The following is a 15,088-nucleotide window of genomic DNA, read 5'->3' on the forward strand; positions in this document are numbered from 1 at the left end:
GTATAATCATAGGAGATAACCCGGACGACACACGAGCCGACCTAAGATAAGAGCTATCTAAGGTCGGCTCGCGTCGTGAATACAGGAACGTTATGTGAAATCATTCAAGTGCTTAATGTAAACCTAAACCAGAAGGAGTGATCACTTGATTATTATGATTAATGGGTCATTTGGATCCGGAAAGACCTCGACTTCTCAAAAGTTGCAGCCTCTAATACCTAATAGTATGATTTATGATCCTGAAGAAATTGGATATATGTTGAGAAAAATCATAACAGAAGACATCTACTTTGAAGAAGAACGAACTGATGATTTTCAGGATATAGAACTATGGAGAATACTTGTAGTACAGACAGCTCAAGAATTAATGAATCGGTATAAGAAACATCTTATTGTTCCAATGACAATTTATAAGTCTAAAAATTTCAACTACATATTAAATGGATTTCGAAGTATTGATCGAGATACTTTTCATTTTTGCCTCTTAGCATCAGAAGAGACAATCAAAAAACGAATTGAAAAACGTGGAGATAAATTTGATGTTTGGTACCAGAAGCAAACAAACGCGGGTGTAATTGCATTTAAAGATATTAAATTTGAAGAACATATTGACACAGATAATAAAGAAACAGAAGAAGTTATAAGAATAATTCTAAGAAAGATTTCAAAAATCAATGTATAAGTAATTCAACGAAGTGACTGACTCCACATAACACCATGTTCACGCATCGTGCTATTTGCCCTCGGTCCGGCAGAAGCTAGAGGTGAATTCAAAGAGACAAATTCAACAGCAGGAAGTGGAATCGGCCGGACACATCCAACTTCCTAACCGCATCGCGTCCACCCTTCGGGCTTAAGGGAGTGGGACGTCTGAACACAAATTACTAAAGTCTTATTTACGGAGGGATACATATGTTTATTTCAAAAGACCAACAAACAAAAATCAAACAACTAAATCAAATACTTGGGATGAAACATCGAAGCACACCATTTGATTTCAATAAAAAAGAAGATTGGATAGAAGCCATTGAGATGATTACTGCGGAGTACGTAGACTTTTGTGAGTATTGGGGAAGATTATCAAATTTGAATTCAAATTTAGATGAAAGTCTTGAATGTTTTTATCCAGCTAGTTGGGTGGAAATATCTCAAGAAGGCAATGTAAAAGATGCGAAATTAAACAATGCAATCAAATCAGTAAATAAAGCCGAAGATTCTTTACGTGTATTAATGGAGCGAGCAGAAGAGAAGTGTAGAAAGATATGGATTTTGGTTTTTGAAAGCCAACAAAAAGCAGTTATAAAAGAATTTTTAGGAGAAGAAATGACATGTAGTATAGAGGATTTACAAGAGATTTTAGAAGAAGAGATCTTTGAGATGGCAACAGAAATAGAATATACAGGAAATGTTGAGAATTCGATACGAGAGTTCTCAAAAAACCTAAAACAAAAAATTGAATTAAAGAAATTAGAGCAGTAACTTCACTTAACATAATATTCGAGCGTCGGTCTGCGGTTGGATTTCAAAGAGGAATTTCAGCAGACACCTCCTTTGGGGTTCATGAATACAGAAACGTTATCTGCAATTACTTACAAGTTTAATGGGGAGGGATATTTCCATAGATGATTTCAGTTATTATATCGATATTAATGTATCAATCTCCCACCATTGTTTTTACTAAGGAAGAGATTGAAGAATATGAAGAGTTATCAAAATCAGTTAATGAAGGACGATTAATTGATTATTCTTTACAATACCCCAAGCACCGTTTTCTACATTATTTATCATTGAATGGAAAATACGTGTTTCACGGTTCTAATGATGGCAATATTGAAAGATTTGAACCACGTAAGCAGACGTTGTACAACAATGAACTAACGACAGCTGTGTTTGCAACGACAGAACCATTATGGTCTATTTTCTATTCAGTATTTAATCGAAGTGCATTAATTGGGAGTTTTCGAAATGGATGTATTATAGGGCGAAACAAAAAGTATCATTATTATTCGATAAATGAATCTACAATTAATAATAATCCTTGGACGGATGGCATGCTGTACATACTACCTAGAGATAAATTTCATATGTCTGGACATGGGAAAGTGCAATTTGATGAGTGGATTTGCAATGAATTTGTAACACCAATAGCCAAGATAAGCGTATCCTTATCAGATTTTTTTTTCTTGAATAAAGTAGCAGTTCACAAAGATAAAGAGTCATTGACTAGTACCTGGATATTTTATAAAGCAAGAACTTTATTGGCGAATTCGAAGAGGGCAAGTAACAGCACATAACACGATATCTACGCCGTGTCGCATTGCTCCTTGGTCTGCCGAGGAATTTTCGAAGAAGGGAATCAGCAGACAACCATGCACAGCCTAACCGCGTCGCGGCCAGTCGCATATGCTCCTTTAACGCAGTGAGGGTTCGTAGGTACAATAACGTTATATGCAATCCCGGAGATCTAAGTTCCAATTGAGGATGAATGTATTAGGAGGGAAGGATGATGAATAATGGTATGGCATCATGGCAAGAACTGAAAATAGATTATGAAATTAATCAAATATCTCCTAATATATCAACTAGACTAGAAGATATTGAACGTATCCCTACGGGGCTTGGAATAAAAATACTCACTATCCTTATTGAATGGGCTTGCCAGCCACAAAATACCCACCCAATTGAAATAGCCAGGAAAAAGATTAAAACAATTCCTTCTGATTGGCTAATAGAACATCTTCCTAATGTAGCTAAAACAGCAATTTGTCTTGATGATGAATGGGAGTATCGTAGATTGTTAGAGCTACTTTCAGAGGCAATTCCCAAATTACTAAATTGGGGAATTGAATTGGGAATTAATTCAAAAAATGAAGAAATTAAAGAGGCAGCAAATGACTATAAAGAAAAATAACAGTTTTGTAGAGTGCAATGAAATGAGAATGTAGATGTGGATCGAAGAAGTCGGGACAACATATTCACGCATCGTGCCATTCGGCCCTCGGTTCGCCCGAGGGATTTCAGAGAAGTGGGGTTCTGGCGAACAACACTGCAAACCTAACCGCATCGCGGTCGTCTATTGACGGAGCCTTAAGTTGGTGGGACGTCGTGAATACAGGAACGTTATAAGAAATTGCAGCAAATCATGAATATGAAAGGAGAACAGAGATGGAAAGATATAATAAATCAGTAGGTAAGCAATTGATTTATGAATCCTACGATAAATTACTAAAATCATGGGGAATCGATTTTGAAGAAAAGGATATTGAAACAACATTTGGTAGTACGCATATTATTAGAGTAGGAGACCCAACACTCCCTCCACTATTACTTTTTCATGGGACTGCTGATAATTCAGCAATGATGTGGATTTACAATATTAGAATGTTGTCGGGAAAATTCTTTATAATTGCTGTTGATGCTGTAGGAGGTTCAGGAAAAAGCGAACCAAATGACAATTATTATAAGCATTTCAATCAAATAGTATGGATTGACGAACTGTTAGCTAGCTCAGAAATACATAGAACAAATATTGCTGGGGTTTCTTATGGTGCATATTTATCTTATTATTACGCATTAAAGAGACCAAATAAAGTTGAAAAGGCGATATGCATGGCTGGAAGGATTCCTTCGAGTCAGTTTGAAGTTATATCCAAAATGATGACTGCATTTCTACCAGAAGCTTTATTTCCAACGGAGAAAAATTGCAAAAAGTTATTGAGAAAATTAAGTGGTCCAAACTATTCTGTCTTTGAAGAGAATGAAGATCTAATGAAGCATTGGTATTATTTGTTGAAATATTTTAACAATCAATCAATGATGAAGCACAAAATAGAAATACATGCGAATCATGAAATTTTTGCTCTAAAAGATAAGGTGTTATTCTTAATTGGCAAATACGATAGATTATCAAATTATCCGAAAGCAATTAAGAGATTAGAAGATAACAATATTATGTACAAGATCATTGAAGACGCTGGACATGCGATTAATCATGAACAAGCGGATGTTATAAACAAGGAAATAATAGAATTTTTGAAATAAGAGAAACCCTTGGGTAAACTCAAGAAGGCTGAAACATAACAATGTTCACGCATCGGGGGACTACGCCCCCTTGGCCCGCAGAATTTAGAAGTGGATTCGGGACGGGATTATAGTAGCAGTAAAGCAGATTCAGTGGACACATCTGCACCGACTAACCACATCGCGGCCGCTAAATATCGTTCGCTTAAGTCGGTGGGACGTCGTGAACACGGTAATTCAGATCTAAATCAGAAGGGAAGTCAAACACAATGATCAGAGTCGATGTAGCTTATTCCTTAATTACTGATCCAACCAATTCCAAAATATTAATGGTAAGGAATGTAGATGATTCTAGTGACCGATGGTCACTTCCAGGCGGGGCTGTTGAAAGAGGAGAAGCATTAGACCAAGCAGCGATAAGGGAAGCTAAAGAAGAAACTGGACTAGATATTAAAGTTCATGGAATAGTGGCAGTAAATGAATGTAAATTTCCGAAAAAAGAAGAACATGTAATATTTATAACATTTAAAGGTGAGGTAATCGGTGGGAATGAAGAAATAGTTAGACCTAATGAAATTTCTGAGATAGCTTGGATTGAATTAGAGAAGGCTGAAAAATTAATGCCTTATTATAAAGATGGATTAAGAAGATTAATAGATGGATATGAAATAACATATTTTAACGAAGGCAATAAGTAATTTTGTGAGTTGTTCGAGACGGCTATCCTTCATATAACAAAATATTCGCACTGCAGACCACTCGTCCCTTGATCTGCCAGGAGTGTTTTCGAGGAAGAAGAATCGGGCAGATACATCCATTTCCCTTAGATAGAGCTATCTAAGGGGAATGGACGTCGTGAATACAGAAACATTAGCTGAAATCTTCACAAATACTTTATTTTTTGGGGGCATCTCAAGAATGAGTAAAAAAACAATAATTATTGAAGATTACAACACTGAATGGTCTGAAATGTTTTCTGATCTGAAATCCATCATAGAACATAGACTCGGGGATCTAGTACTTAGAATTGAGCACGTTGGTAGTACAGCAGTACCTGGACTAGCGGCAAAACCTATTTTAGATATTGATGTAGTAATTGATTCTATGGACTTGCTTCCAGATGTAATTCAAGGATTAGAAAGATTAGGTTACTATCATGAAGGGAATTTGGGTGTTGAGCACAGAGAAGCTTTTGCAAGAAAAGATGCAAATGTTCCCTATAGTATAGTAAAAATACAGAAACCTGAACATCATTTATATGTTTGTAATAAAGAGAGCAAAGAGTTATTAAGACATATATCCTTCAGAGATGCATTAATTAGCAATCCCGAATTTGTAGTCGAATATGCCAATCTAAAGAAAGAACTGGTTATTAAATATAGAGAAAATCGCCAGTCTTATACGGATGGGAAGACCGAATTTGTAAATAAAGTACTTAATGAATGTGGAAAGACTTTGTAGGTAGCTCAAGGGGACGAAAACATCGGATACATTGTATTCGCGCTGTGGAGCTAACGTCCCTTGGATTGCCAGAGGTATTTCGAGGAAGTCGTATCAGGCAGACAACCCTGCGAGGCTAAGTCCGTCGGACCCGGCGCGTTTGCGCCTTAAGCCTCTCGGGTTCGTAAATGTAAGAACGTTAGGCGTAACACCCTAAATGCAATGGAAAGGAGACAATGCTGTTGAACGATCAGTTGGTTTTATCTAATCCGAGTATTGAACTGAAAGACTCCTATTTGAGTTTTTATCAGGAATGGAAACAAAGTGGAGAAGATATGGTTCCATGGTGATTGAGAAAGATCCAGAAAACTTTGAAGACATGATAACATGGCTTAACAATAACAAACAAGGCATTAATATAAATGGCTTTGTTGCCAATTCAACTTATTGGCTAGTAGCAAATCAGATGGTTGTAGGGGCAGTAAATATTAGACACGAATTGACAGATAAACTATTTCATAGTGGAGGACATATTGGCTATGGAATCAGACCGTCGGAAAGGCGGAAGGGATATGCTTCAGAGCTTTTAAGACTGGCTTTATTTGAAAGTAAAAGACTGGGAATATTGAAGGTGCTTTTAGTATGTGATGATATTAATGAAGCATCAAAAAAGACAATTATTAAGAATGGCGGATTAAGGGATAAAGATTTTATAGAAGAAGACGGAAACATACTAAATAGATTTTGGATAGAGATTTATAAGCTACTTAAAGAAGAGGGTACTGTGCCTAACAACATATTCAAGTTTCGGCTCCTTACGGAGCCTTGGTCTACGGGGATGGATTTTGTGAAGAGGCATTACAGCAGACAACTCCTTTGGGGTTCATGAATACAGAAACGTTACGCGCCATTACCGATAAATATTAAAGATAATATTTAAGGAGATAATTTATGAAAGGTAAGATACTCTTCTTATTTTTTATTACGATAATGTTTTCATCTTGTCAAAATAGCAGTCAATCGACTACTTTGAATAGCGAAACTAAAATAATAATGAATTCTGAACTGCCTCCTGATGTAGTGAGTACAGGTAATGGAACTGAACTGAAAGAAATAACGGAAGGTCGATCAGATCCTTCTAACAATGATGTTTTATCCATGAGCATTGGGAACTATGAATTGAAAGGAGAATTTTATGATGAGATGCTTCGAAATCCTATAGATCATGATTATGAAGTGGAATTTAATGAAGCTCAAAATTCCAAAGAGATTATTACAGCAATGGGATGGGGGGCGTTGGAAAGCAAATATACAGAGATTTGGGATAAAGAGTTGAATCAAATATATAAAAAGCTTCTTTCTAAGTTGGATAGAGAACCAAGAGAAGCACTAATCGAATCGCAGAAAGAATGGTTACAGTATCACTTAAAGGAAACAAAATTTGTAGAGAAGACATTTATTAATAATGGTTACCTTGGATCACAAGGATCGGTAAGCCTAGGCACGGTTATACGGGAGAGAATTAAGGAAAGAACAATGCAATTATTTGAATATCGATATTTGCTAGATGGTGAAGTTGAGTTTTTATACCAAAGTAAAAAATAGAGTTGGAATCTTGATCAAAGGTTAATAGGTGATGCCTCGAAGACAGTAACTGCGCATAACAATGTATTCATGTTGCGGGCTACCACTCCTTGGTTGTCAGATGTATAATCATGGAAGAACACTCAGACAACAAACGAGTCAGCCTAAGATAAGTGCTATCTAAGTCTGGCTCGTTTCGTGAATACAAGAACGTTATATGAAACTGGCTAAACCCTGAAAAACACGAAACCCAGGAGGGAAGCTCTTTGAATAACTTGATTGAGAATGTTGATCATGTTCAAATACCTGTTAAAGACGTTGATCAGGCAGTAGGATGGTACAGTGAAGTGTTAGGGTTAGAAACACTGACAGTTTATCCTCACGCAGCATGGATGAAATTCAATTCAGGCCCCGTACTGATGCTTCACTTCAGTTCGAAAAATGATAAGACATTATGGTTGTCCAATGATGGTTTTCCTATGCCATCATTTATGTTTCTAACAAAGGACATTGAATTATTACACACAACGTTACAAACACATGATGTAAAGATAAGACTATATGAAGATCATGGGTTTGGATGGGTAATTAAGTTTACAGACCCATTTGGAAATGAGTTAGGGGCATTTCAACCAAAAGATTAACCGCAATATAAAGAGAATTTGTAAGTATCTCAAGAAGGGGCCAGCATTATTATATAACACCGCATTCACGCGGAGGGTCGCTATCGCGGCCGGATGATCTGGGAGGCTAAGATAAGATCTATCTAACCCTCTCAGATTTCCTTAAGGCGGTGAGGGCTCCTGAATGAAATAACGTTATCGTAAAGATACGCAAATCTATATTTTAAATTTGAAGGAGCACTATATGGCGACTATAGCACTGATAAGGCATGGCAGCACGAGTTGGAATAAAGAAGGACGAGCACAGGGTAACTCTGATATTTCGCTGGATCAGGATGGGATTAATCAAGCAGAACTTTTAGCAACGAGATTAAGATCAGAAGATTGGAATCATATCTATTCAAGTACTTTAGCAAGAGCAAAGCAAACTGCTCTTATTGTAGGGAGTGCTATCGGAGTTGATATTCACCTTGATGATCGTCTTCGGGAAAGGTCCGGAGGATTGATTGAAGGTACTACTGAAGAGGAACGAATAGAAAAGTGGGGAACAGGTTGGATAGAATTAGATCTTGGACTTGAGCCGATTGAGAAAGTCCAAAAGAGAGGTGAAGAGTTTTTAGAAGAAATAATGATGAAGCACCAAGGTGAAAAGGTGTTGGTGGTTTCTCATGGTGCCTTAATTCAATTTAACTTTATCAATTTAGTTCCTGATTTTCCTACAAAAGATTTTGGCAATACATCAATAACTATTTTAAAGAAAATAGATAATCAATGGACATGTGAACTGCATAACTGTACCAAACATCTTGAGGGTAATATCAAAGAAGGCTAATCCATCTGATAACACCATATTCAAGCTTCGGGGCATTTGCCCCTCGGTCCGGCAGAAGTTAGAGGAATATTCGGGGCTAGATTTTCAGTAGCGAGGAAGTGAAAGCAGCCGGACACATCTTCACCGACTAACTGCATCACGGGGCTCCTGACGGAGACTTACGTCGGTGACATCGCAAATACGAAACGTCATACGAAATTGGCCTAAAGATAATAAGCCCATTGGAGGCGATATTATGGTAGTACACAAAATTGAATTATCCCAAGAATCACTAATTGGTTCATTTACTAAAGAAGTAACTCCTATCCTTTCGGTGTCATCGGGTGATTCCATACGTTTTGAAACATTAGACGCAGGTTGGGGTACCGGGAAAAGTAATAGTGAAAGAAGGAAGCCATTTTCAAGAAAAGAAAAAATGGATGGAGGTCACGCCTTGGTGGGACCTATTTATATTGAAGATGCTAAGAAAGGCATGACTTTAGAGGTTGAGTTTAATGATATTATACCTGGGCAATATGGTTTTACTGCTGCAGGTCAATATCCTAATTGGCAAAACCAGAAGTTACATTTGACCGAATATAAGGAAATTAGCCTTGATTGGAAACTCGATAATAAATCCATGGTGGGAGTATGTGAAATCAATGGCGATTCCTTCTCAGTTTCGTTACGACCGTTCATGGGCGTTATTGGAATGCCTCCAGATGACATAGGAATTCACTCTACTTGGCCACCACGATATTGTGGTGGAAATATGGATTGTAAAGAGCTTGTGAAAGGCAGCAAATTGTATCTTCCTATTTCTGTCGATGGGGGTTACCTTGCTATTGGAGATGGACATGCTTTGCAAGGGGATGGAGAAATCAGTTGCCAAGCTATTGAATGTCCCATGGAAGTTGTTGATATAACTGTAAATTTGATTGAAGGGATAGATCTGTTAAACCCCCGAGCTAACACTCCCGCAGGTTGGGTTACTTTTGGGTTTCATGAAGATCTTAATGAAGCAACCGTTCAAGCTTTAGATGGAATGCTTACCTTGATGGGGGAGTTGTATGGTTTAAATCGTGTTGAAGCTATTGCTTTAGGGAGTTCAGTTGTTGATCTACGTATAACGCAAATTGTAAATGGGGTTAAAGGGGTACATGCCTGTCTACCACATGGAATTTTGAAGTGATTCGAACGTAACTCGAAGAGGACGCCAACATTTTATAACACCGCATTCAAGCTGCGTCTTTAGTCATACGATTGTGCAATGAATAGGAATAAAAAAGAAAGGTGAGGGTTCGCTTGTATGCTGTAGAATTATTCTTCAACAAAGAATTCGATGAATACGTCAGAAAAGTATGGATGCATTTTGACAAAGAGGGAATCAGTCATTTTATGAATAGATTTGAGAACTTAAGTCCCCATATCACGCTTGCTGTATATAAGGATATATCCAATTTGGAAGGATTTAAAGAAAAACTGCAAATCTATTTTGATAATGTTTCTCCTCTTCGTTTACGATTTGATATCGTAGCTACCTTTCCGACCTCGGGAACGATATTTTTAGCGCCGACCATAACGGACGAACTTCAACGTATACATAAGGACTATTATAAGAAGTTAGACAAATATAATAATCAAGCGAGTATATATTATAGCCCAAATCAATGGAATCCACATTGTACCCTGGGAACACAATTAAGTAGAGAAGCGATCGCTAAGGGAATTCATGATGTAGTAAATGAATTTGAACCTATGGAAGGAATCATAGAAAGAATGAGTTTAGTGAGGATTGAACTGTCAGAAGAAGGGAACAGAAATATAACCATATTTGAACAATCTTTTGTGAGTTAATTTAAAGAGATTAGGTACTTCATATAACATAATATTCACGCTGCAGGTATTCGCCCTGAATCCGACAATGAGTCGGACACCCCAGCATTCGCTGGGTCATGAATACAGGGGGGAATGGACGTCGCGAATATATCAACTTTATGTGAAATCATAGTGTGACATTTAATGAAAGCATCTAAAGGAGGCTTGTATGAAGACAATTATCTATATGGTTAGGCATGGAGAATCACCATACAACGAAGGAAATGAAAGAACAAGAGGGCTTACCCCAAAAGGAAAGATCGATATTGAAAAAGTAACGAAGTTACTTATAGGTGAAGGAATAGACATGATTATATCAAGTCCTTATACTCGAGCAATTCTGAGTGTTGAGGGATTGGCCGAAAACTTAAAGTTAGATATTAAAGTATTTGAAGATCTTAGAGAACGACATTTTGCATCTTATAATATTGAAAATGCAGAGTTAATGTCTAGTATCAGAGAGAGTTTTAACGATTTTGATTATACCTTGCCGGGTGGAGAGTCCAATGCGGATTGTCAGAAAAGAGCAATCTCAGTTCTAAAACCCTTTCTAAAAGAGAACAGAGGGAAGAAAATAGCCATCGGAACTCATGGTCTTGTAATGACTTTGATGATGAATCATTTTGATTCAGCTTTTGGTTTGGAGTTTTTGAATCAATTAAAGAAACCAGATATTTATAAAATGCAATTCGAAGACTTAGAATTAGAAGAAGTAACAAGAATGTGGAATGATTAGATCACCTAAGGTCATCAAGGAGGAATGTGACATCACTTGATAGCGCATTCACGCTGCGGAGGACAAGCTCCCTTTGGTCCCCCACGAAGCAATTCGGTGATGTATGATCAGGCAGACAACCCTGTGATGCCAAGTGGCGATCCACCCAGTCGAATACGCTACTTTAATCTTTTTGGGGAGTAGATACAACGATGTTATGCTTAATTTCTGACTGTTGAGGAAGGAGAAATAATTGAAGTGGACACAAATAAGCAGTATCCCATTGGACAATTTAGTCCACGTCATAACCTAACTTGTAAAGAACGATCAAACTTGATTAATCAGATTCCACTAATTACAAGTACTTTAAAAGAAATATACATGAGCCTTGACTCTGATCAACTAAATACAACTTATCGTCCTGATGGATGGACTATAAATCAAATCATTCATCATCTAGCTGATAATGATATGAATGCCTATATCAGGTTTAAGAGGGCATTAACTGAAGATGAGCCCCTAGCTAATTCATATCGAGAAGACCTATGGGCAAAACTCATAGATTACAGGAATATACCAAATGAAAATTCAATTCGATTGCTAGAAATACTCCACGAACGCTTTATTATTCTTCTCAATAATCTAACTCCTGATGACTTTCAGAGGAAGCTAAGAACCCAAGTTCTAGGCGTAATAACATTAGATATAGCACTTCAAAGGTTTATATGGCATAACCGCCATCACACTGCACAAATTGAATCACTAATCATATCAAAAGGTTGGTAAAATGGTAATTTGTAAGTTTTTTAAAGAAGACAACAACTACGCCTAACATCAGCGGCCCTTGGTCAACGCTCAACCGACTGTGAATCGAATTTAGCAAATACATCTGCACCAACTAACCGCATCGCGGTCGGCCCTTAAAAGGAGCCTTAAATCAGTAGGATGTCATGAATACCAGAAAGCTGAACAAAATATATGAAATTCTAAGTCTAGTCAAAAACTATTATAGAGTAGATTGAGATCTCAATTTTAGAAAAAGGGGGTGATTCTTATGTCGAATAACAGACAACTTACAAGATCTCAGAACGCAGCAATTGAATATATAAGTCATTGCGCGAGATCCCAAAAAAGAGAAGCTCAAGCATCACTCAAAGAAATTTTCCAGTTATCAAATATTCCTTGGAACACCTTTGAAGAAGCAGTTCATAAACTTAAATCCCATGCAAGGGTGGCTTTGCATTTTCATCCGGATCGTCCGGTTGTAGATATGAAAAGTGTGGCTCAATCTTTATTAGAGCAAGGGATCTATAAAAGTCAGTTCGAGACTTTCATATCCAATGGGAGCGTATCGGCTTATTCAGGTGGTGTACGGGATCTTTGGGAGGAAGAACTATTTGACGGAGCTTATCAGATAGAGGGTGTAACCAACTTTGAAAGGCCAAAGTATGGAGCTCTTCATTTGTTGTTACATCCGGATGGACCGTCTCCACGATTCGGATCTTGTTATTTTCTTTTAAAACCGAATGCTTTACATCGCTGTACGTTCACTTACGGAGGATCTCAAGATGCTCCAAAGGAAAAGGGGACACATGAGGAATTAGACGCTATTTTATCTGCGCTTTTTACGGATGCTTTCTTTCGGGATTATGCTATAGGAGAAAAAGATCTTACTCCTAAAAAATTGATAGATCAGCTATTGTACAATCTGGAACGTCCGTTAGAGGATCCGTCAAAACTGGCCCCACATCGAAATCTTAACCATTTCATCGAAACTCAAGTTCATGGAGATATATATCTTGAAGATGATGTGGAAGTTTTGGTTGCTGATCCATCGTTCAGAGGAACCGAAATAGGGAATTACTTAGAGCAAATCTGTATCAAATATTCCAATGAACTATTCTGGCATATGGGATTTGCGATGCGTGCAGAGGAAGTGCCCTCTGATTTTAGGGGTCCAACCATGCCATCATTAGCGAAGCGAATTGCAAGGAATGGTCACATCGACGCAAGTGTGATCGGGAATGCTGTCAACGATTTGAAACGCAATCCTGATCTCTGGTCTGACAGAGGTAATTACGAAGAAGTGCTTCAGGAATTAAAATACATGTGGCATATACTCGTTCGATATGGTAAATCGATTGATGATCAGAGTAATTAATTTTTACTGGAAATACTGGTTGAATCAGTGAAGGCAGAGTTGGGAAGTGCATTTTTAGTAGATCATAATACAGGAGCTGAACATGGAATAGATCTATTCTTCTGGATCGTAGTTATCTTTTAGGGAATTGGTATTTGTATTATATTCACGCATCGGAGCTTGTTGGCCCCATGGTTCGACCTATTAAAAACTCAAAATTTCATACAGGTCTATGTATTTTGCAATTCGAAGAATCATAGACACTCAAACATAACCCATGCAAAGGAAGATGAGAAAATGGATAAAGGGAAAATTATATTTCTGAATGGCGTAACCAGTTCAGGTAAAACTTCAATCGTAGAAGCGATGCAAAATTACGATGAACCCTTTTTTTATGTTGTGGCCAATGATCTTTTTGAAAATACGATTGGTGATAAACATTTGCAAACAGACTACTGGAAGTATTTAAGTGAAGCGATCATTCTAATGTATCATACAGCAAAATTATTTTCGGATCATGGAAAGAATGTTTTAATCGATGGGATACTTGTTGAAAGACCGGAATTAAAGCCACATTATGACAAAGTCCAAGATATATTTGATGGCTATCCTTTGGAGATCGTTGAGGTGTACTGCCCATTAGATCTTTGTCGTAAGCGAAATATAGAACGTGGTGACAGAAGAGAAGATCAATCTGATGAGCAAAATAAAATAATGTCGCAACGTATCCGTTATAGCTTTTCAGTCGATACGAGTTTGAATACGCCGGAAGAGTGTGCTCAAATGATTATCACATCAGTATTCAAAAAACAATGATTGGAAATATCAGTTCAAGAAAGCAAAACACTTCAAACTTTCATTGAAGGGAGGAAGAAGTATGGGGTGGCCATTCGTTTTTATTATGAAGACATAAAAATATATATTATATGGGGGATTAAAATGAAGATTACTTTCAGAAATTTCAATGATTCTTTTTATGAACAAGTTTGTGATTTTTTGATTGAATTATCAACAGATGACCGTAGGCATATCAATTGGAACTGGGCAAGGTGGGAGTGGATGTTTTATCATCCTGAATTCAATCGAGATTTAATGGATAAGATCGGGTTGTGGTATTGTAATGACGAGTTAGTGGGTATAGCAACCTATGACCACTATTTTGGTGAAGCATTTTTTGCTACAAAACAAGGTTTTGAAGAATTGGAAAAAGATATATTAGAATATACCATAGCTACTTTCAGTAATGAAAATGGCCTTGGGATTGCGGTGAATGACAACGATACTCACACTCTAGATTTATTGCGCAGTAAAAAGTTTGTGGAGAATGATCTGACTGAAAACATACTTGAACTTACACTAGAGAATGTTAGCCTTGATTATGTAATTCCTGAAGGCGTAATACTAAAAAATATAGATATAGAAAATGACTTATATAAGCTTCATCATTTGTTATGGAAGGCATTTGACAACGAAGGATCTGTACCTACGGATGAAGCTACTATATGTAAGCAAAAAAGAATGTTGTCAGCAAGAAATATGAATTCATTCCTACATATTGTTGCTGAAAATGAAGACGGAGAGTACGTTGCTTATTGTGGCTTATGGTACAGTCAGAAAACGGATTATGTTTATGTTGAACCTGTATGTACAATTCCAGAGTATCGGCAGAAGGGGCTTGGAAAAGCAGTGGTATTGGAAGCCTTGAAAAGAGGTCACTCCTTAGGTGTTGAAAAAGCATATGTTATTTCGGATAGTTCTTTTTATAAATCAATAGGCTTTCAACAGCATTCTCATTATACTTTCTATTGGCATAAGATCTGATACTTTCTTAAGCCTCTCGAAAGAGTGGTTTGAATTATGAGATTAGAGAAGAACTT

General features: G+C 37.2%; 17 protein-coding genes and 1 pseudogene. All 18 read left to right on the top strand.

Annotation, left to right across the window (positions count from 1 at the left end):
- The first annotated feature begins 154 nt into the window (after positions 1-154).
- The 18 genes and pseudogenes from MKY42_RS12700 to MKY42_RS12785 all read left to right on the top strand — a co-directional run bounded on the left by MKY42_RS12700 (position 155) and on the right by MKY42_RS12785 (position 15,032).
- Entirely contained in the window at positions 155-682 is a 528-nt protein-coding gene (locus tag MKY42_RS12700; RefSeq protein ID WP_244192865.1) for an AAA family ATPase, read from the top strand.
- A gap of 230 nt (positions 683-912) precedes the next feature.
- Positions 913-1,479 (top strand): hypothetical protein, encoded by a 567-nt coding sequence (locus MKY42_RS12705; protein WP_179265129.1) that lies wholly within the window; start codon positions 913-915, stop codon positions 1,477-1,479.
- Positions 1,480-1,622: 143 nt separating this feature from the next.
- Positions 1,623-2,294 carry a hypothetical protein gene (locus tag MKY42_RS12710; RefSeq protein ID WP_090896266.1) on the top strand — a complete coding sequence of 224 codons (672 nt, stop codon included), beginning with the start codon at positions 1,623-1,625 and terminating at the stop codon, positions 2,292-2,294.
- A 209-nt stretch (positions 2,295-2,503) separates the two neighbouring features.
- Complete coding sequence (locus tag MKY42_RS12715; protein ID WP_179265128.1) at positions 2,504-2,911, top strand: hypothetical protein; 408 nt, start codon at positions 2,504-2,506, stop codon at positions 2,909-2,911.
- Between the two features lie 254 nt (positions 2,912-3,165).
- A complete protein-coding gene (locus MKY42_RS12720; RefSeq protein ID WP_179265127.1) occupies positions 3,166-4,041 on the top strand; it encodes an alpha/beta hydrolase in 876 nt (291 codons plus the stop codon).
- Between the two features lie 248 nt (positions 4,042-4,289).
- Complete coding sequence (locus MKY42_RS12725; protein ID WP_179265126.1) at positions 4,290-4,718, top strand: NUDIX hydrolase; 429 nt, start codon at positions 4,290-4,292, stop codon at positions 4,716-4,718.
- A 157-nt stretch (positions 4,719-4,875) separates the two neighbouring features.
- Positions 4,876-5,481, top strand: coding sequence for a GrpB family protein (locus tag MKY42_RS12730; protein WP_257031446.1), 606 nt, complete (start codon positions 4,876-4,878; stop codon positions 5,479-5,481).
- A gap of 215 nt (positions 5,482-5,696) precedes the next feature.
- Positions 5,697-6,217, top strand: a pseudogene (locus tag MKY42_RS12735) (GNAT family N-acetyltransferase); the annotation flags it as partial.
- A gap of 194 nt (positions 6,218-6,411) precedes the next feature.
- A complete protein-coding gene (locus MKY42_RS12740) occupies positions 6,412-7,065 on the top strand; it encodes a lysozyme inhibitor LprI family protein (protein WP_090896280.1) in 654 nt (217 codons plus the stop codon).
- Positions 7,066-7,310: 245 nt separating this feature from the next.
- A complete protein-coding gene (locus tag MKY42_RS12745) occupies positions 7,311-7,688 on the top strand; it encodes a VOC family protein (RefSeq protein WP_090896284.1) in 378 nt (125 codons plus the stop codon).
- Positions 7,689-7,911: 223 nt separating this feature from the next.
- Positions 7,912-8,499 (top strand): histidine phosphatase family protein, encoded by a 588-nt coding sequence (locus MKY42_RS12750; RefSeq protein WP_090896287.1) that lies wholly within the window; start codon positions 7,912-7,914, stop codon positions 8,497-8,499.
- A gap of 235 nt (positions 8,500-8,734) precedes the next feature.
- Positions 8,735-9,670 carry an acetamidase/formamidase family protein gene (locus MKY42_RS12755; RefSeq protein ID WP_339851436.1) on the top strand — a complete coding sequence of 312 codons (936 nt, stop codon included), beginning with the start codon at positions 8,735-8,737 and terminating at the stop codon, positions 9,668-9,670.
- A gap of 113 nt (positions 9,671-9,783) precedes the next feature.
- Complete coding sequence (locus tag MKY42_RS12760) at positions 9,784-10,335, top strand: 2'-5' RNA ligase family protein (protein ID WP_090896292.1); 552 nt, start codon at positions 9,784-9,786, stop codon at positions 10,333-10,335.
- 190 nt (positions 10,336-10,525) lie between these two features.
- Positions 10,526-11,092, top strand: coding sequence for a histidine phosphatase family protein (locus MKY42_RS12765; protein ID WP_090896295.1), 567 nt, complete (start codon positions 10,526-10,528; stop codon positions 11,090-11,092).
- Between the two features lie 237 nt (positions 11,093-11,329).
- Positions 11,330-11,857: a YfiT family bacillithiol transferase gene (locus MKY42_RS12770; RefSeq protein WP_339851441.1), complete on the top strand. Its 528-nt coding sequence runs from the start codon at positions 11,330-11,332 to the stop codon at positions 11,855-11,857.
- Between the two features lie 268 nt (positions 11,858-12,125).
- On the top strand, positions 12,126-13,232 hold the full coding sequence (locus MKY42_RS12775; RefSeq protein ID WP_339851444.1) for a DUF3626 domain-containing protein: 1,107 nt from the start codon (positions 12,126-12,128) through the stop codon (positions 13,230-13,232).
- A gap of 276 nt (positions 13,233-13,508) precedes the next feature.
- Positions 13,509-14,027, top strand: coding sequence for an AAA family ATPase (locus MKY42_RS12780; protein ID WP_339851447.1), 519 nt, complete (start codon positions 13,509-13,511; stop codon positions 14,025-14,027).
- A 66-nt stretch (positions 14,028-14,093) separates the two neighbouring features.
- A complete protein-coding gene (locus tag MKY42_RS12785) occupies positions 14,094-15,032 on the top strand; it encodes a GNAT family N-acetyltransferase (RefSeq protein ID WP_257031445.1) in 939 nt (312 codons plus the stop codon).
- The last annotated feature ends 56 nt before the right edge of the window (positions 15,033-15,088 follow it).

The organism is Paenibacillus sp. FSL W7-1088 (genome assembly GCF_037969855.1).
Lineage (GTDB): Bacteria > Bacillota > Bacilli > Paenibacillales > Paenibacillaceae > Paenibacillus.

Coding starts and splice junctions, on each gene's coding strand:
- MKY42_RS12700 (WP_244192865.1), top strand. CDS start 155: ATGATTAATGGGTCATTTGGATCCGGAAAGACCTCGACTTCTCAAAAG.
- MKY42_RS12705 (WP_179265129.1), top strand. CDS start 913: ATGTTTATTTCAAAAGACCAACAAACAAAAATCAAACAACTAAATCAA.
- MKY42_RS12710 (WP_090896266.1), top strand. CDS start 1,623: ATGATTTCAGTTATTATATCGATATTAATGTATCAATCTCCCACCATT.
- MKY42_RS12715 (WP_179265128.1), top strand. CDS start 2,504: ATGATGAATAATGGTATGGCATCATGGCAAGAACTGAAAATAGATTAT.
- MKY42_RS12720 (WP_179265127.1), top strand. CDS start 3,166: ATGGAAAGATATAATAAATCAGTAGGTAAGCAATTGATTTATGAATCC.
- MKY42_RS12725 (WP_179265126.1), top strand. CDS start 4,290: ATGATCAGAGTCGATGTAGCTTATTCCTTAATTACTGATCCAACCAAT.
- MKY42_RS12740 (WP_090896280.1), top strand. CDS start 6,412: ATGAAAGGTAAGATACTCTTCTTATTTTTTATTACGATAATGTTTTCA.
- MKY42_RS12750 (WP_090896287.1), top strand. CDS start 7,912: ATGGCGACTATAGCACTGATAAGGCATGGCAGCACGAGTTGGAATAAA.
- MKY42_RS12755 (WP_339851436.1), top strand. CDS start 8,735: ATGGTAGTACACAAAATTGAATTATCCCAAGAATCACTAATTGGTTCA.
- MKY42_RS12765 (WP_090896295.1), top strand. CDS start 10,526: ATGAAGACAATTATCTATATGGTTAGGCATGGAGAATCACCATACAAC.
- MKY42_RS12775 (WP_339851444.1), top strand. CDS start 12,126: ATGTCGAATAACAGACAACTTACAAGATCTCAGAACGCAGCAATTGAA.
- MKY42_RS12780 (WP_339851447.1), top strand. CDS start 13,509: ATGGATAAAGGGAAAATTATATTTCTGAATGGCGTAACCAGTTCAGGT.